Origin of the sequence: Leeuwenhoekiella sp. A2 (assembly GCF_047946655.1) — a bacterium.
Taxonomy (GTDB): Bacteria; Bacteroidota; Bacteroidia; order Flavobacteriales; family Flavobacteriaceae; genus Leeuwenhoekiella.
Genome location: NZ_CP172311.1, coordinates 74,482 through 90,862 on the forward strand (window position 1 = coordinate 74,482; position 16,381 = coordinate 90,862).

Sequence of the window (16,381 nt, forward strand, 5' to 3'; positions counted from 1 at the left end):
GTCTTTCCGTTCCTATTTGGCAGATTTCAGATATTAAACACATAGGTATAATTGTAAAGATTCCGTAGTGCTTCCTCTTCGATCATCACCTCAAAATTGGTATAATGTTCCTTTGCGTAATTTCGGATATCATCGCCGAATTTTTGCTCAACGTCCTTTTTGGAACTTTCCAAAAGGCGTTCTTGGGCTTCCCCGTTCAGGTCTGAAAAATTAAGATAGATCATAACTTTTAGGTTTTTGAACGGGTTAATATTCGCTTGGTAACATCAGCGTATTATCCACAAAAAACAACCGCAGTTCATCCAATGGAAAATCCGTTATCCGATAACCGTGTTTTCCAAAAATGTTCCCGTTTCCATCGCTGTAAATAATCTCTGCTTCGTACCCAGAATAATCCTGTCTTTCCTTGGGCAATCTTTTAAAGTCGATGGTTACAAAATAGGTTTTATCCATCAAGGTTTTGGCAAATGCAGAGGTATCGGTAATCAGCCAAAAACATTCCGCAGCTTCCGCCAAATATTTCAGTCCGTTGGTGTATCGGGTTTTTAATAATGGGATTTGAAATATGGTTTCCGAACCGTGAAAATGTTGTAAACCCTCTTGAATTTCGTTAACTTGTGCTTTCATTTTGATTTCTATTTATGGAGTTAATAATGAAAAAGAGGGCGCATCTTTAGACGGTTACGCCCTCTTTAATTTTAAATTCTACTTGTCTATACTTCCAAGTAAAAGGATTTCGTTGGCTTCCACTTCGGTAACATATCTTTTGATACCGTCCTTATCCTCGTAGCTTCGGGATTTCAATTTTCCCGTTACCCCGATTTCCTTACCCTTTCCGGCATATTTCTCGATAATTTCGGCAGTTTTGCCCCAGGCTACAATTGTGTGCCATTCGGTACTTTGGACTTTTTCTCCTTTGGTATCCTTGTAATACTCATTCGTGGCGAGTGAAAGACGGGCTACCTTTTTACCGCTTTCAAGGTTCGTGATCTGTGGCTCTTGGCCAACGTTTCCGATCAACTGTACGTGATTTTTTAAAGTGCTCATAATAAAAGATTTAAAGCCTGCGTTGTCGGCAGACAGGATTAATAATGCTACCTGAACCTTTCAGATAGTTTGCGTTTATATTTTTTTGAAATGATTTACTTATTATATCCAGAGCGTTTTCCTTTTTTGTTTTTTTTAGTCCCGCTTCCTGTTTGATGTTTTTGTAAGCTTTCATAATATTTCAGTTCAGATTTACTTCCCATAGAGCCGTCCGCTGTTACCTTTTTTTGTTGCTGATACATTTTCAATATTTGGAATTAACAAGGAGTTATAAAAGGGAGGCACGACCGGTTATGCACTCCGTTTAACTTCCAAATGTTGGTATTTTGCTTACAAAAAAACGGTTGGGACAGCGGCGGGGCGGGAGTAGGTCTAAATGCCTTTTGTGAAGTACCAAAACATAGGAAGTGGGACTAAATGATAAATGGAATTCAGATTTGGCGGACTCCGTTCACGATTTCGTATTGGAATGGAGTGCGCTTCCCAGTCCCGAGGTTTCGGGACGGGAAGAGCAAGCGGAATGGAAAGTAGTAATCGGGGATGGTGTCCAAGATGGTTGTAAGGAAGCTCTTTGCCCGGAATGCAGCTTTTCGCGGAATGGAGCGGCAATGTGCTGACCGGGTTATGAAAACCGATTATCCTCTTGAAGTAGGATTTAAAGCAGACTTGACTTCAAAGTTGTAGATGGGAATGGGTTTTGACCGCTTCCCGTTTTTCTTGGGAATGAGCGCGCAAGTGGAATGGAAATCGGAAACTTTAGAGATGTTTTCAAGACCTTTTTAATGAAGCGCTTTTCCCGGAATGGCGCCCTTCGGTTTTGCTCAGGACAGGCTTTTTTCTGCGGAATACAAGGCAATGGGCTGAATGTAAATAGTATCTCAATTAATAGAAATTAGATAGCTTTGGATAAATAGAGTACAGCAAACGTAAGGACAACCATAGTTAAAATCCATAAGATTACATAAACGCTTATTCTTGTATTGAAATATGATATTTCATCATCAAATTCAGAATCATTTTTTAAAATTCTCTCAATGTCTGATTTTTCCATTATATCAAGGTTTTTTGCCTTAACATTTTGATAGTGTTTTTTTATCCGATCCCTCATCGTGATAACCGACCAAATTGTGTAAATAAGATATATTATGGATATTCCTATAAAAGCGAAGAAAAGCACAGTAGTATCTTTGGTGAAAATCTGTTCAAAATCCTTTTTAATTAGGGTTCTAATTACGTAAACAGACATAAAAAAGGATATATAGAGAAAATTACTTTTTTGATAATTTGTTCTCAATTCTTGAAGGCTATTTCTTATTTCTTTTAAAATATCTGCTAATTCATCATTTATTTTTGATCTAACTTTAAGGTATTGTGATACATTTTCTTTGAGATAAATTTTGTGTCCAGAAAGAATAGAACTAAATACTGAATCATTTAAAACTATGTTATTTGGGGTAATATGAAGGGATATAATGTTTTTTGATATGCCTAGTTTATCAGCAATATTGGCACTATCGTCAAAAATCCAGTTATTAATTTTTGAATATATGTCGTAGTTTTTTGTTAGATCCTTGACAGGTAACTTTCCTTGAAAAAATTTATAACCTTTTAACTGGTAAAATAAATTATTCCCCTGTAAATAGGTAACATCAAAAAGGCTCGTAATTGAAAACAAATTACTCAAATTTGTGAGACGAGATGGTAAAAAAAGACAGCTCAAATTATGATCTAAAACTTTAAAGTCACTTCCTATGTAGGGATATTCATTATTTTGATCAAAATTTGAATATTCAGGATATGTTTTAAAATTTTTGTTTACAAAGGTTGAATCATTTACCCTTACACACTTTGAATATAAATGAGCCTGTTTATTTTCAATCATATTAAAATTGACAAAACCATTTCTTTTTATATCATTAGAAATTGTCTTTAACAGTTCAATCGCCGATCTAGATTCAACCCACTCGTTGAAAGATTTTTCACAATATACATTTCTATTAAACTCCTTTGAATCTTTGTAAATTTCTAATTTTATGGATAATTCATCATCTCGAAGAAGTTGAATCGCGTTATACTCACTAACAAAATTTTGATCTATAGAATTCGAACAGGTCAATAAATTTTCATCGTCATTTAGCGTAATTCTCAAGCTCCATTCATCAGAAATATTATTAAAAAAGTTGTTTAAATTCCCTTCACTTCTTAATGATGTTTTTTTCCTGACAATTCCTGAAATAATGGTCTTTTCATAGCGATCATTACAAATAAGATCGTCTCCATTTGAAAAAATAAAACCTACTATTTCTGAAATGCTATTCATCTTCACTTCTCAAAAACTCTTTATAAACATCTTCATTTTCTGTTAAAATCTGCAAATACATTTGTCCACTACTGGTTTTACCAGAGCGTAATGTTTTTCTGAAATGAGGAACGTCTGTCTTTAGGTATAGATCAATTGCATCAGATACTTTGACCCTAGTTGACATTCTTTTTTTAATGTGCTTTTTTGAAATATCGAATGATCTATCGAAGCCTAGACTAGATGGTAAGGATCTAATTTTAGCAACTAAGGGATCAATTTTTAAATTTTCATCTTCAGGTTCATAATTTGAGAAAAGAGTTTCTATAAAATCTTCTATTTCAAATATATCCTTCCTACGATAGTAACCAACGAAACTGTTTCTGAGAATACGATAATCAGCTGGATGTTTCTTTTTAATCCCGCTAAAAACACGGGTGTCAAAAAAATCCATAGATTTTTCTGTATTAAAAGCATCTGTATGTTTAGCTTCAAGCTCTAAAAATTCTCTCCACCAATATTTAGATAAGTTAGCATCGAGGACATCAACTTCATCAGCAACAATTCCATCTTTCAAATGTATCAAAGCTGCTTTAAAAATCTTTTTATCCCAAGGTAATCCACTACGAATCGTAAGGGAATTTTCATCAAGAAATTCATTATGATCGGCTTTACAAATAATAATATTTTCCTTTCCGTCTATTTCAACATATGCCTGGAACAAACTACCTTTTAAAATATCAACTTTTAATTTTTTATTGTCGAGTTGTTGTTGAGCATCTTTTTCTTTATTTAAGAGCCGTTGAGCAGCCAAATTAATTGTTTTTTTTCGGTCGTTATCTGTAACAATATCATCCAGGACATTTCTTACTTCTGATTTTGAACTAGAAAATATATACTGTCTTTTTCTAGGGCTTTCCGTTATTTCCTTAAAAAGCTTGTCAGTATATTCCTTTAAGGAGTCGCTATGTGTAATGTTAATATCTCTTATTGAAGAGTCTCTATGATTTATATGATTAAGGGACGCATATTTAATAGTCATATATCAAAAATTTTGTTAAAGATATTAATATTGCGGGAGATCAATTCTTTTCTTTAAAATTTATCTCTACAATTACATATAGGTATTCACTTTTATCAATGGTATTTTACGAATTTTGCGATTGGTTATTTAAACAAACTTGACTATTTATGTCATTAAAAAACCTACTCCTGTGAAGTAGGTTTTCTTCTTTAAGGATTTAAAGTTACCTTAAAGCTCAAATTGTAAAATCTGTTCCTCAATTTCAGACTTTCTTTCCTCCAAAGTGGATTGTAAGTGCGTTGTAACCAATTTGATAAGGTTCGTATTGGTCGTTTTAAACTCCGAATTGTGGGAATCCCGGATGTAAAACGAAGCTGAATCCCCTTGATTGTAGTTGAACTTCGTCAACTCGTTCAAGGTTTGGGTCAACCGTTCCCGTTGCGTGGCCAATCCTCTCAGCTTTTCAAAATTTTGAATCCGGTCGTCCAAACTAATGCTAGCCTTTTTGGATGTTACCGCTTTTTCTGATGAAGCGGTTTTTCCGATAGCTTCATCGGTCAACTTTTTCTGTACTTCCTTTTTTAACGGATGCATTTTCCTTTTTTGCAGTTCCATTTTGTTTTACTGTTGTTGCCATAATTAAAAATTTTAAGTTAAACATTATTTTAAATCGTTTTGGCAGCTAGTAAGGCAACGAGCAATACCAAAACAGGGCATTAACAGCCACGGGAAGGAAAGGGCAAGGTATGAGCGGTTATTTTTCGCAGAAAAATGTTCGGCATCCCGAAGGGTCTGGCCTTGACCAAGCGGTGGGACGTGGCTACATTTGCCCACGGTTTGGTTTTGGTTGACTCAGCTGACCGATAAATAAAATGAATTAACGCAGAAATTTATGGCTTAATAAAAAACCAAAATCTGCAAGGAATCAAACAAGAAAAAATAAGAGTGCCGACTGGATTAGAACCTAAAAGGTGCTTTCCAAACCGAATTATTGATAATGCACCCTTGTTTCGGCCGTGTTCGTGGTGTTTAATTTACTGCGCAATGAACGCATATCCGAAGATACCTTTTGCTCGATGACCCGGGCATAGATTTGCGTTGTGGAAAGCTTTGTATGCCCCAAAAGCTTTGAAACGGTCTCAATGGGCACACCGTTGGAAAGCGTCACGGTGGTTGCAAACGTATGCCTTGCCGCGTGGAACGTAAGCTTTTTATTGATTTTTAGGATTGCCGCTATTTCCTTCAAATATTTATTAGTCTTCTGATTGGAAAACACCGGTAGCAGTTTTTCTTGCTTGCTTTTAGGTTCTTGGTCATACTTTTTCAGGATAGCAAGTGCTTTGTCCAAAAGTGGGATTTTCACCGCTTCATCATTCTTTTCCCTTTTTGTGAATATCCAGTAATCCCCATCGATGCCGCGTACAATATGGTCGTCGCAAAGCAATTTCACGTCGATATAGGATAATCCTGTATAACAGGCAAAAACAAAAACGTCCCTCGTTTTTTGGTGCATCCCTTTTGAAAGCTGACCGGATTCCAAGATTTCAAGTTCCGATTGGGACAGAAATGCCCGTTGGTGTTTTGTGAACTTTAACGAGAACCTTACAAAAGGGTCTTTCTCGATCCATTCCAACCGAAGGGCAAGGTTCATCATCTTTTTTAATCGCTCTAAATGTTTCATAACCCCATTGTTTTTAAGGGGCTGGGAACGATTTATGGATTTTCCGTTGCGCAGGAACTGTTCAAAGTCAATGATGAATTTGTAGGACAATTGTTTTAGGAAAACGTCATTGGTTTTCAACTTGTTCTTCAAATAACGTTTGATATAGCGCTCTGTAGTGAAATAATTCTTCAACGTGCCGGGCTTGAGTACCGAAACCATATTCTTGTTGTGGTAGGAAACCAGTTGAAGCAGCGTTTTGTGCTGTTCATCTTCCCCGAGATACCGGGCCTTGATGGCCTGGGCGGTAACGTATTTGGATTCGCCCAGAAGCTGTTTGTGGCATTCCAATAAATCGGAATAGACTTGATCTAAATAGACGTTAAGGGCTTTCCCCTCGGAAGTTCTCGAATTAGCTCTCTTGGAACGGGTATCCCAATAGGTAACCGATGTGGATCGTTTTAAACTGATTTCGGCACGTTTTCCATCAACCGTAATACGGGCATAAATGGGTGCCAAACCATCTTTTTTCTTGGCCATACTCAGCCAAAAATGAATGCTAAAAGTCTTGGAAGTCTGCATAAACTCTCGCTTTAAGTGAATAATCGATTTGTTTACGAAAGTCAAATCGCTGCGAAAGTCAAGTCTATTGAATTACCAATGTAGTGAAAATTCTGGTAATAAATCAGGTAACCGAATAGGTAACCTTTCATTTGATATTAAAGCCAATCTTATGATTTCAAGAAAAATTAAAATCCTTGATTTTCATAAGATTAGCTATATTTTGGTGTTCATTGACACCGTAATTGTCGGGGTGGCAGGATGCTACCTCAACTTATTAATCGTTGTTAATCAGTAACTTATGATTATTTTTATTTTATAGGTCACCGGATCGGACAAATTTTTGAATGAACGCTGTGATAACTTTGAATGCTTCACGCAATTACGAATTTAATACTATTTAAGTATAATTAAAATGAAACCAATCAATTTACATAAAACCCCGGAAAGCATGTTAATACTTCTTTATTATCAGAATTTGAATCTTACTTTAAGATAAACCATTACCTTCATTTTTTCAATTGTATAAGTCTTGAGAAGAATACATTTCTCGATAGGTATTTATATGAATACAGCTCATTATCCTGTATTAACCCTTTAAAATATACCATACCAAAAGGTAAGTTAGATATTTCTGAAAATCGCTATTTATCGAAACATACAATATGGCTGTGAAATAGGAGCGTCTTAAATATTTTAATCCTTTTAAACTCCATGGTAAACTTGGAATAGGCCTCTTTCTAATTTTCAATGTGATCATTGATGCTAAAGTTGGCGACAACTTAGAGTCCAGTAAAATTGCTAAAAAATTTGCAACTCGTACGAATGGAACCTATGTTCTGGACTCTCCCCATAAATAGAAAAGCATTAAAGTGGACAACTATTGGAGATGTCTGGGGCATAGGAAAAGTTACTAAAATAAACTTCAGTATATCAATGTGCAAAGCGCATGGGATTTAGTACAACTACCCAATCAGTATGTTTTAAAGGAAATGACTATCGTTGGTCAACGACTGCAACGTGATCTTAATGGAATACCTACCTTGAACCAGGAAGAAGTGACCCAAAAAAAATTGCCGTAACTCGCTCTTTTGAGCAAATGTATGAAAATGATGAAGGCGTACGCGAGCGCATCGCGACACCTGTATCTAAAATTTCCTTAAAGCTGCGTACAGATCTTATACTTTTTTGCAGACTAACCAGCATGACAAGATCTGACACAATATAATCCGGGAATAACTATGCATTTGCGGGTAGCTTCAAATTCTACCCTTACTCTAACCAAAGTTGCCATAGAAGGAATACAACCTATTTTTAAAACGGGGCATCATTACAAAAAGCCGGCCTTATTGCTCTTGCTCTCATTCCCCGATGATACTAAGCAATTATCTTTCTTTTCGGTTGAAGATACCAGGCACAAAAAATTAATGCACTCAATTGATCGAATAAACCAAAATAGTTTTGATCAGATCAAATTTGGGGGTCAGTATCTCGATGAAGTTTAGAAAATGCAACAAGCGCATTTATCCGAACGGTATAAAACACGATGATGAAATAAATAAATTAGGCTTAATTAATTACTTCTAAATATTAAAATCATCCCTTTCAAAGTTCATTTCTGACAATACCTCATTTTAACATTCACTATAAATTCAGATCAAAAACTCGTCTAAAAACACATATAAACGTTTAATTCCATTTAAATGTGAAAAAAATGTGAATTTTTATTTTAAATTAAAAATAACTTTCTAATATTTACACCCCAATTATTGATACTCATAACTGTGAATACATATCTACTCAGTAAGTTAAGACTTACAAATAGAATCGATGATCAAACTTATTTATTGATTCTTCACTAGCACTACATTATTTGCCTCAAAATTTATATAAAGTCAATTTTTAACCCATTTCAAACTATTTATTACAACAATGAAACAAAAAACTCCTCTCTTCAATTTATGGCAGTCTTCTAATTCGCCATATTTTTATTTTCTTTTCATCTTATTAATTTCAATGAGCTTACAGGCTCAAACGACTGAACAATTTACTTCCGCACCTACATTTATAGAATACCCCGGTGTACCATCTTGGAAGCAAACTGCTGAAGTAAACATAGGTGGTGTAGACTATCATATAACCAATGCCGGTAATGGTGGGTGGGAATTTGCCAATACGGGCGGCTCTGATAACAGTTCTAATATTCTTTATAGCACCGCTGCAACCACTAATGTTGTCATCAAAAGAAAGGATGGCGAAAAATTTCAATTTTATGGAGTATGGTTGAAGTATACGAACTCCTCATCTTATGATCCTCCTTATCTGTCTGTTTCATATAATGGTTCAAGTCTTGCCAGCGAAACATACAGTGCCAATTCTCAGGTGACTTTAAATAAAAATGTTAGAGTAACATCAGTAACTCTTAATTTTTCCGGCCTTCTTAATCTGAATTTTGACAATTTGGTAGTTGGTCCCGCGGCTGTCTCCACCCCTGCAGTTAGCAGCGTCGCAATCAGCAATATCTTAGGGGAAACTGCAACTTTTTCAGGAGAGGTGACTAATGATGGTGGCTCAACTGTAACTGATCGCGGATTCGTTTACAATACTGCAGGTAATCCTACTACTTCGGATTCTAAAATAGAATCAGGTACAGGTATAGGGGCTTTTGAAAAAAATATAACTAATCTTAACAAAAATACCGTTTATTACGTTCGAACCTACGCTACTAATGCAGATGGCACCACTTACGGCACTCAGGTAAATTTTAAGACATCTAAAGAACCCGAAATAAGCTCCTCGCCTGTAACAGAAGTAGAATATAATAATAATTATTCTTATTCCATTGTAGCCTCACAGGAAGGAGATCTGGAAACTAAACTTACGGCTACAACTTTACCTGAATGGTTGAGTTTTAGTTCAAACGGTCAAAGTTCTGCAACTGTGGTAGGAGCAATTCCTTCAGATGCATATTTAAGTGGTGTGGCTGGTGATGACGATGGGAATATATATGCTATAAGACAAAACGGAACTGAAATCTTTAAAATAACCCCTGATGGGAACACGATATCTTGGAAAGCGGATTTGACGCCTGGCTCTGTATATGCACTTATGATTTCTGACGGCTATGTATACATCCCAAGGTACTATAATGCCGCCAACTCTATTACGCGCATCCCAATAAATAATCCGGAAGCGAGCGAAGAAACCTTCTATTCTGTAAGTGGTGGTATCCTCTCATTGGCAGAAAAAGACAACTATATCTACGCTGCGAATTATAGTGGCAGACAAATCATTAAAATTGATAAAACCACCAAAAGCGGAGAGGTTATTTTAGATAGTACAGATGGTATACCTAGTTATGGACCTTTCGGTATGTGTCTGGACGAGAATGACAATCTATATATTGCGACTTACGGGGGAAGAAGCGTCTTAAAATATGACGGTACTTCCCTCACCTCTGTACTTAGCGACTTGCCAAATGATGTGACATCGGTTAAAATTGACTCTAATGGAAATTTTTACTTGTCATTAAGCGGGGGCGGAGTACGAAAATATGACCCCACATGGTCCATATTTGAAACAATTTCAGAAAGTAATACCGATGATGTCTGGAGTATATCGTTCACTTCATCGGGAGCATTGGTTTATGCTATATTTAGTTCCAATCAGGTGTACAGACTACAAACAGGTGCAATTTTATCGGGAATCCCTGGAAAATCGCAATTAGGAGCACATCCTGTAGTAATTAAAGCTACTAATGAAGCGGGCAGTTCTACTCAGGAGTTTACTATACAAGTTACAGATAAAACAGGCCCTGTAGTACAAACATTTGATCCAGCAGACAATGCAACAAATGTCGATCTACAACCGTCTATAGCCGTGACTTTTGACGAGACTGTTAGTTTGAATGAAACCGGGACTGTGACTCTTTCAGATAGCGAAGGGGTTATACAAACTTATGACTTGACAATACAAGAAGAGCGTGATCAATTTTCAATTTCAGAGGACGGTCTCACCCTCTCTTTAAACTTAACTAAAAAACTTCCTGTTAATACCAAAATCTTTGTAACCCTAAGCAACGGTGTTGTTAAAGATACCTATGAAAATAATTTTCCCGGGGTCGCATCAAATACATGGTCTTTTACTACCATCAATAAATTAAATCAAAATATAACTTTCCCTGAAATTGCCTCGAAGGTCTATGGTGATAATAAATTTACGTTAGGCAATGAAAAAACAGACCAGGGATTAACTGTAACATATACAGCTCAAGATCCTAATGTTGTCTCAATCACTGGTAATGAGGCAACGATTCTTAAAGCCGGAAGTACAAAAATAACTGCCACCCAGGAAGGAAATGACAACTATTTTGCTGCCTCCCCCATTACTCAAACCTTAGAGGTAGACAAAGCAGCGATCAGCATTGCAGCAGATGCAAAAACAAAGATCTATGGAGAAGCAGATCCTGCCCTCACCTACACCATTACTTCAGGAGCCTTGGTAGGCAGCGATGCAATTACCGGTGCACTCGCACGTGAGTCAGGAGAAGACGTGGCGGAATACGAAATCAATCAGGGAACCCTGGAAGTGAGCAGCAACTATGAACTTGCATTCAGTAAGGCAAAACTGACTATCACAAAGGCAGCGATCAGCATTGCAGCAGATGCAAAGACCAAGGTCTATGGAGAAACAGATCCTGCTCTCACCTACACCATTACTTCAGGAGCCCTGGTAGGCAGCGATGCTATTACCGGTGCACTCGTACGTGAATCTGGAGAAGATGTGGCAGAATACGGAATCAATCAGGGAACTTTGGAAGTTAGCAGCAATTATGAACTTGCATTCAGCAAGGCAAAACTGACCATCACAAAGGCAGCGATCAGCATTGCAGCAGAGACAAAGACCAAGATCTATGGAGAAACAGATCCTGCCCTTACTTATACCATCACTTCAGGAGCCCTGGTAGGCAGCGATGAAATTACCGGTGCACTCGTACGTGAAGCTGGAGAAGACGTGGCAGAATACGGAATCAATCAGGGAACTTTGGAAGTTAGCAGCAATTATGAGCTTTCATTCAGCAAGGAAAAATTGACCATTACAAAGGCGGCGATCAGCATTGCAGCAGATGCCAAGACCAAGATCTATGGAAATACTGATCCTGCCCTTACCTACACCATTACTTCAGGAGCCCTGGTAGGCAGCGATGCTATTACCGGTGCACTCGTACGTGAAGCTGGAGAAGACGTGGCAGAATACGGAATCAATCAGGGAACCCTGGAAGTGAGCAGCAACTATGAACTTGCATTCAGTAAGGCAAAATTGACCATTACAAAGGCGGCGATCAGCATTGCAGCAGATGCAAAAACAAAGATCTATGGAGAAGCAGATCCTGCCCTCACCTACACCATTACTTCAGGAGCCCTGGTAGGCAGCGATGCAATTACCGGTGCACTCGTACGTGAAGCTGGGGAAGACGTGGCAGAATACGAAATCAATCAGGGAACCCTGGAAGTGAGCAGCAACTATGAACTTGCATTCAGTAAGGCAAAACTGACTATCACAAAGGCAGCGATCAGCATTGCAGCAGATGCAAAAACAAAGATCTATGGAGAAACTGATCCTGCTCTTACCTACACCATTACTTCAGGAGCCCTGTTAGGCAGCGATGCAATTACCGGTGCACTCGTACGTGAAGCTGGAGAAGATGTGGCGGAATACGAAATCAATCAGGGAACTTTGGAAGTTAGCAGCAACTATGAACTTGCATTCAGCAAGGCAAAACTGACCATCACAAAGGCGGCGATAAGCATTGCAGCAGATGCAAAAACCAAGATCTATGGAGAAACTGATCCTGCCCTTACTTATACCATCACTTCAGGAGCCTTGGTAGGCAGCGATGCAATTACCGGATCACTTGTACGTGAAGCTGGAGAAGATGTGGCGGAATATGAAATCAGTCAGGGAACCCTGGAAGTTAGCAGCAATTATGAACTTGCATTCAGTAAGGCAAAACTGACAATAACCCGGGCAAAAGCTATAATTACCGCAGATGAAATTCAGACTTACATATTTGACGGTAAGATTAAAAATACAGTAGCCGGTCTTAATCATGAGGAAACAGCACTGACCTATTCTCCCGAGCAAGGTTATATCAATTCAGGTACTTATAAAATAACTATTGCAGCTCAGGAAACGAGAAATTATAAGGCTGCTACAAAAGAAGTTTCTTTAATCATTAGCGATGCCGAGTTTAAAGATCTTGCCCTGCAAAGTAAGATGTTCACCTACGACGGAATGGTACATTCATTAGAGGTAACTAATCTTCCTGATGGTGCAACCGTAGAATATAATAACAATGGTCAAATCAATGCCGGGACATACCCAGTAACTGCCAGAATTACCCAAAACAACTATAATGACAAAGTTCTCACGGCTACGCTGACAATTGATAAAGCTTCACAACATATTTCTTTTGATGCAATACCATTAAAAAAGCTGGAAAAAGATGAAGATTTTCAGTTAGAAGCTAAAGCTTCTTCAGGTTTATCAGTAAGTTATGATTATATGTTTAATGGCAATGATTCACCAGCTTTAATTACTACAACCGGGTTTGTAAATCTAATATCTTCAGGAGAGGTAACCATTACTGCCTCACAACAAGGAAACAATAATTATCTGCCGGCAGAAGACATTACCAGAATACTTACTATTGAAAGTAATGATGCTCTTGCGCATAAATTAATGATTAACAAAAAGGTTTACGATAAACCTAATAGCAAAATCTATTACTTAATTGAATGTGACGACATCTCAACAAGTATGGAGATCGAGGTTGAAACTGAGCCCAATGCAGCTGTAAGTCCGTCAAAGAAATTCAATATTAACACTCCGGCTCCCGGCCTGTATCATCAAAAAGTTGATGTAATTTCTCAAAATGGTGTGGCATCACAGTCTTATGAGATTACCGTCGAGAAGCGCTTTAATTTTGAAGATATCGTTATTCAGAAATTCAATAATGTTCTGCTGGTAAACAACAATCCGGAAACTAACGGGGGGTATAGGTTTACTAAATATGTTTGGTATAAAAATGGGGATATAGTAAGTAAAAACCAATATTATTCAGCAGGTGACGATCGCGGAGATAGGCTGAATCCTAATGATGTTTTCAAAGTAGAGATGACAACTGAAGATGGAGAAATTTTACAGACCTGTAGTACCCAGATCCAGTTAAAAGAATCTTTTTCTATGAAGGCTTACCCTAATCCTGTTTCTGTGGGAGGAAACTTTACCCTTCTGGCAGATTTGCCAAAAGACGAACTTAACACCTTACAAATAACAGTTTACAACTTATCTGGTGTTGCATTACAAAGTGTGCAGTCTAATTTAAAGGTAACAGAAGTTCAAATACCAGATCTACCGGCAGGAGCTTACATGGTAATAGCAAAAACAAATTCAAGAGAAAAATCCTTCAAACTTATTGTACAGTAAAATTACAAATCCCGCTTTCTAACCAGCGAGCGGGATATAATTGAAAGAATTGTACAACACTTATAAAACAACAAATGAAATCTAATAATAAAATATATTATATAATCGCCCTAATCGTGGGATTGGCAAGTTTTAATCAGGTAAACGCCCAGCAGAATAATGAGTTATCAATTTTTGCCAAGGGAACTATTTCTACTTTGAAATATGATTTAGAAGGGGCGACAACCATTCAGGGCGATGGCGGCGCAATAGGTATTAGTTACAGTCGCTATTTGTCGTCTAATATCAGCATAATTACCGGAGGTTCTATTCAATATTATGAGTCGGGTGCAAACTTTCATACATTAAGCGATTCCTATACGACTACAGACCTGGAAGGTGAAACATTTGAATTTCGCTATGTTGCCATGAATTATGTCGAGCAACAGCGAGCTTATTATGCGAATATCCCCCTGCAAATCCAATTTGAAACTACTGGTACCGGAACCCGATTTTATGCCACAGTTGGTGCACAGGCAGGTTTCATGTTATCTGCCAAATATGATGGCTACTATCGGTCGTTGAGAACAAGTGGCTTTTATCAGCAGTATAATGCAGAACTTTTTAATCCTGCATTTATGGGTTTTGTTAATCAGAATAATCAGGATATAACAGAAGGTGATCTTCAATTAAAAACAGCTTTCAGCACCATTTTTGAAGCAGGCATAAAACAGGTTTTAACCCCTAAAAACTCTGTTTATTTAGGTATTTATCTCGATTACGGTTTAAATAATATCAACAAAATTGAAAAGGATCAAAACCTTATAGATTATCGTACTGAAGAGCCAGATACTTTTACTTTTAATTCAGTATTTACCTCGTGTAATCAAAACAACTCTACTGCTTACCTTAATGATATTAAACCCGTCTCGTATGGTGTTAAACTTAGATATGGTTTTGATTGGTAGTGAGCAAATTACACAACAATTAAAAATCAATGATAGCGCCAGGTATTTAGAAGGTTTGGACTTCACTGAATCATTCATCAATTAGGCTACTTCATAGAATTTGCGTGGAGCCCTATAGAATTTTTGCAAGACTTGAACTAATAAATCTCAGGAAACAACATATACTATACATTAATTTCTCGTTTTCAAGATTTAAACCTTTTGTAAAATATTTAGGTTCATCCTTTATTATGCCGTTATCATAATAATATAAAAACTACTATTAAATATGCTCCTGGGAGGTATCTATTTTTATCCTCAAGGTACTACCGCACCAGAAGGAAAATTACGTATTCTTTACGAATGCAATCCTAAAGCATTTATTACTGAGCAAGCAGGAGGAGTATGTAGGAATGGTCATGAAAGTATTCTTGATCACCAGCCCACCCAGCTTCACCAGCGCGTTCCTTTTTATTGCGGGAGCGAGAATTTAATGAGACAGGCACATTTATTTTTAAGATAAAATGTTTTATAATTAATGATACGTGTACTTTTTAAACCTCAAGAATGAATTGTAATTTATACTTAATAATATCGCGTATTTTTACAAAACTTATATAGACCAGAATGAAAATAAGTTATTTATCATTATTAATAGTGCTTTTTATTTTCAGTTGTAATGAAAATAAAGAAGTTAGTTCGATGAACCCAGAAAACTGGTCAAAACGAAACGCGGTAATAAATACAGAAGATTCGCTTGAATTCGGAAAATCTTATCTTTCTATTTACTCACAGATTTATAGTCTTTCAGAACATAAAACTCACAACTTAACAGCAATGGTAAGTTTAAGAAATACCAGCGATTCGGATACCATATATATTTTAAAAGCTGAATATTACGACACTCACGGAAAATCAATCAGAAAATATTTTGACAAGCCCATATTTTTAGCACCCATGGAAACCACAGAGATAATTATTGATGAAATAGACATTTCTGGAGGCACAGGATCAAACTTTATGTTTGATTGGAAAATACCAAAAAACTGCTCAGAACCATTATTTGAAGCAATAATGAGCTCCACGATGAGCCAACAAGGACTTTCATTTACTACACAAGCAGTACGAGTTAAATAAAACCACTCAATACATTACTCAAATCATTTTGCTGTAAACGCCCCCATTCATCAATTTCTGCATATCTTGAAATTACAAAATAATCTGATTTAATTGATTGTAAAAAGCAGAGAACAGCTTGTGCATCTACTACCTTTTTTTATCATTTGAAATTAGGAAGAATGCCGGTTCCCTTAGATGTTTTCAAATACACATGTGGAATTACCCTTTTTCTATGGAGAATAAAAAGATTTCTGAAG

General features: G+C 36.9%; 11 protein-coding genes and 1 pseudogene. 4 read left to right on the forward strand and 8 right to left on the reverse strand.

The features are described from left to right. Positions 1-26: 26 nt before the first annotated feature. The 8 genes from ACH3PA_RS00370 to ACH3PA_RS00405 all read right to left on the reverse strand — a co-directional run bounded on the left by ACH3PA_RS00370 (position 27) and on the right by ACH3PA_RS00405 (position 6,612). Positions 27-224 (reverse strand): hypothetical protein, encoded by a 198-nt coding sequence (locus tag ACH3PA_RS00370; protein WP_416441628.1) that lies wholly within the window; start codon positions 222-224, stop codon positions 27-29. Between the two features lie 22 nt (positions 225-246). Next, positions 247-627: a DUF6876 family protein gene (locus ACH3PA_RS00375; protein WP_416448343.1), complete on the reverse strand. Its 381-nt coding sequence runs from the start codon at positions 625-627 to the stop codon at positions 247-249. 78 nt (positions 628-705) lie between these two features. Continuing rightward, entirely contained in the window at positions 706-1,047 is a 342-nt protein-coding gene (locus ACH3PA_RS00380) for a single-stranded DNA-binding protein (protein ID WP_416441624.1), read from the reverse strand. A 95-nt stretch (positions 1,048-1,142) separates the two neighbouring features. Beyond that, positions 1,143-1,289 (reverse strand): hypothetical protein, encoded by a 147-nt coding sequence (locus ACH3PA_RS00385; RefSeq protein WP_416441622.1) that lies wholly within the window; start codon positions 1,287-1,289, stop codon positions 1,143-1,145. Positions 1,290-1,939: 650 nt separating this feature from the next. After that, a complete protein-coding gene (locus tag ACH3PA_RS00390; RefSeq protein WP_416441620.1) occupies positions 1,940-3,367 on the reverse strand; it encodes a hypothetical protein in 1,428 nt (475 codons plus the stop codon). After that, positions 3,360-4,388, reverse strand: a complete 1,029-nt coding sequence (locus ACH3PA_RS00395) for a hypothetical protein (RefSeq protein WP_416441618.1) — start codon at positions 4,386-4,388, stop codon at positions 3,360-3,362. The genes ACH3PA_RS00390 and ACH3PA_RS00395 overlap by 8 nt, the downstream gene beginning before the upstream one ends. Positions 4,389-4,598: 210 nt before the next feature. Further along, positions 4,599-4,985: a hypothetical protein gene (locus ACH3PA_RS00400; RefSeq protein WP_416441616.1), complete on the reverse strand. Its 387-nt coding sequence runs from the start codon at positions 4,983-4,985 to the stop codon at positions 4,599-4,601. A gap of 373 nt (positions 4,986-5,358) precedes the next feature. Then, positions 5,359-6,612: a site-specific integrase gene (locus ACH3PA_RS00405; RefSeq protein ID WP_416441614.1), complete on the reverse strand. Its 1,254-nt coding sequence runs from the start codon at positions 6,610-6,612 to the stop codon at positions 5,359-5,361. A 1,995-nt stretch (positions 6,613-8,607) separates the two neighbouring features. Here ACH3PA_RS00405 and ACH3PA_RS00410 point away from each other — a divergent pair. From ACH3PA_RS00410 to ACH3PA_RS00425, 4 genes and pseudogenes are all read left to right on the forward strand, one after another. Continuing rightward, positions 8,608-14,079: an MBG domain-containing protein gene (locus tag ACH3PA_RS00410; RefSeq protein WP_416448344.1), complete on the forward strand. Its 5,472-nt coding sequence runs from the start codon at positions 8,608-8,610 to the stop codon at positions 14,077-14,079. A gap of 74 nt (positions 14,080-14,153) precedes the next feature. Next, complete coding sequence (locus ACH3PA_RS00415) at positions 14,154-15,026, forward strand: hypothetical protein (protein ID WP_416441608.1); 873 nt, start codon at positions 14,154-14,156, stop codon at positions 15,024-15,026. Positions 15,027-15,291: 265 nt separating this feature from the next. After that, a pseudogene (locus ACH3PA_RS00420) lies at positions 15,292-15,528 on the forward strand (fructose-bisphosphatase class I); the annotation flags it as partial. 104 nt (positions 15,529-15,632) lie between these two features. After that, positions 15,633-16,142 carry a DUF3124 domain-containing protein gene (locus ACH3PA_RS00425; protein ID WP_416441606.1) on the forward strand — a complete coding sequence of 170 codons (510 nt, stop codon included), beginning with the start codon at positions 15,633-15,635 and terminating at the stop codon, positions 16,140-16,142. Positions 16,143-16,381 lie beyond the last annotated feature (239 nt).

Coding starts and splice junctions, on each gene's coding strand:
- ACH3PA_RS00410 (WP_416448344.1), top strand. CDS start 8,608: ATGAGCTTACAGGCTCAAACGACTGAACAATTTACTTCCGCACCTACA.
- ACH3PA_RS00405 (WP_416441614.1), bottom strand. CDS start 6,612: ATGCAGACTTCCAAGACTTTTAGCATTCATTTTTGGCTGAGTATGGCC.
- ACH3PA_RS00395 (WP_416441618.1), bottom strand. CDS start 4,388: ATGACTATTAAATATGCGTCCCTTAATCATATAAATCATAGAGACTCT.
- ACH3PA_RS00385 (WP_416441622.1), bottom strand. CDS start 1,289: ATGTATCAGCAACAAAAAAAGGTAACAGCGGACGGCTCTATGGGAAGT.
- ACH3PA_RS00380 (WP_416441624.1), bottom strand. CDS start 1,047: ATGAGCACTTTAAAAAATCACGTACAGTTGATCGGAAACGTTGGCCAA.
- ACH3PA_RS00390 (WP_416441620.1), bottom strand. CDS start 3,367: ATGAATAGCATTTCAGAAATAGTAGGTTTTATTTTTTCAAATGGAGAC.
- ACH3PA_RS00400 (WP_416441616.1), bottom strand. CDS start 4,985: ATGGAACTGCAAAAAAGGAAAATGCATCCGTTAAAAAAGGAAGTACAG.
- ACH3PA_RS00425 (WP_416441606.1), top strand. CDS start 15,633: ATGAAAATAAGTTATTTATCATTATTAATAGTGCTTTTTATTTTCAGT.
- ACH3PA_RS00415 (WP_416441608.1), top strand. CDS start 14,154: ATGAAATCTAATAATAAAATATATTATATAATCGCCCTAATCGTGGGA.
- ACH3PA_RS00375 (WP_416448343.1), bottom strand. CDS start 627: ATGAAAGCACAAGTTAACGAAATTCAAGAGGGTTTACAACATTTTCAC.
- ACH3PA_RS00370 (WP_416441628.1), bottom strand. CDS start 224: ATGATCTATCTTAATTTTTCAGACCTGAACGGGGAAGCCCAAGAACGC.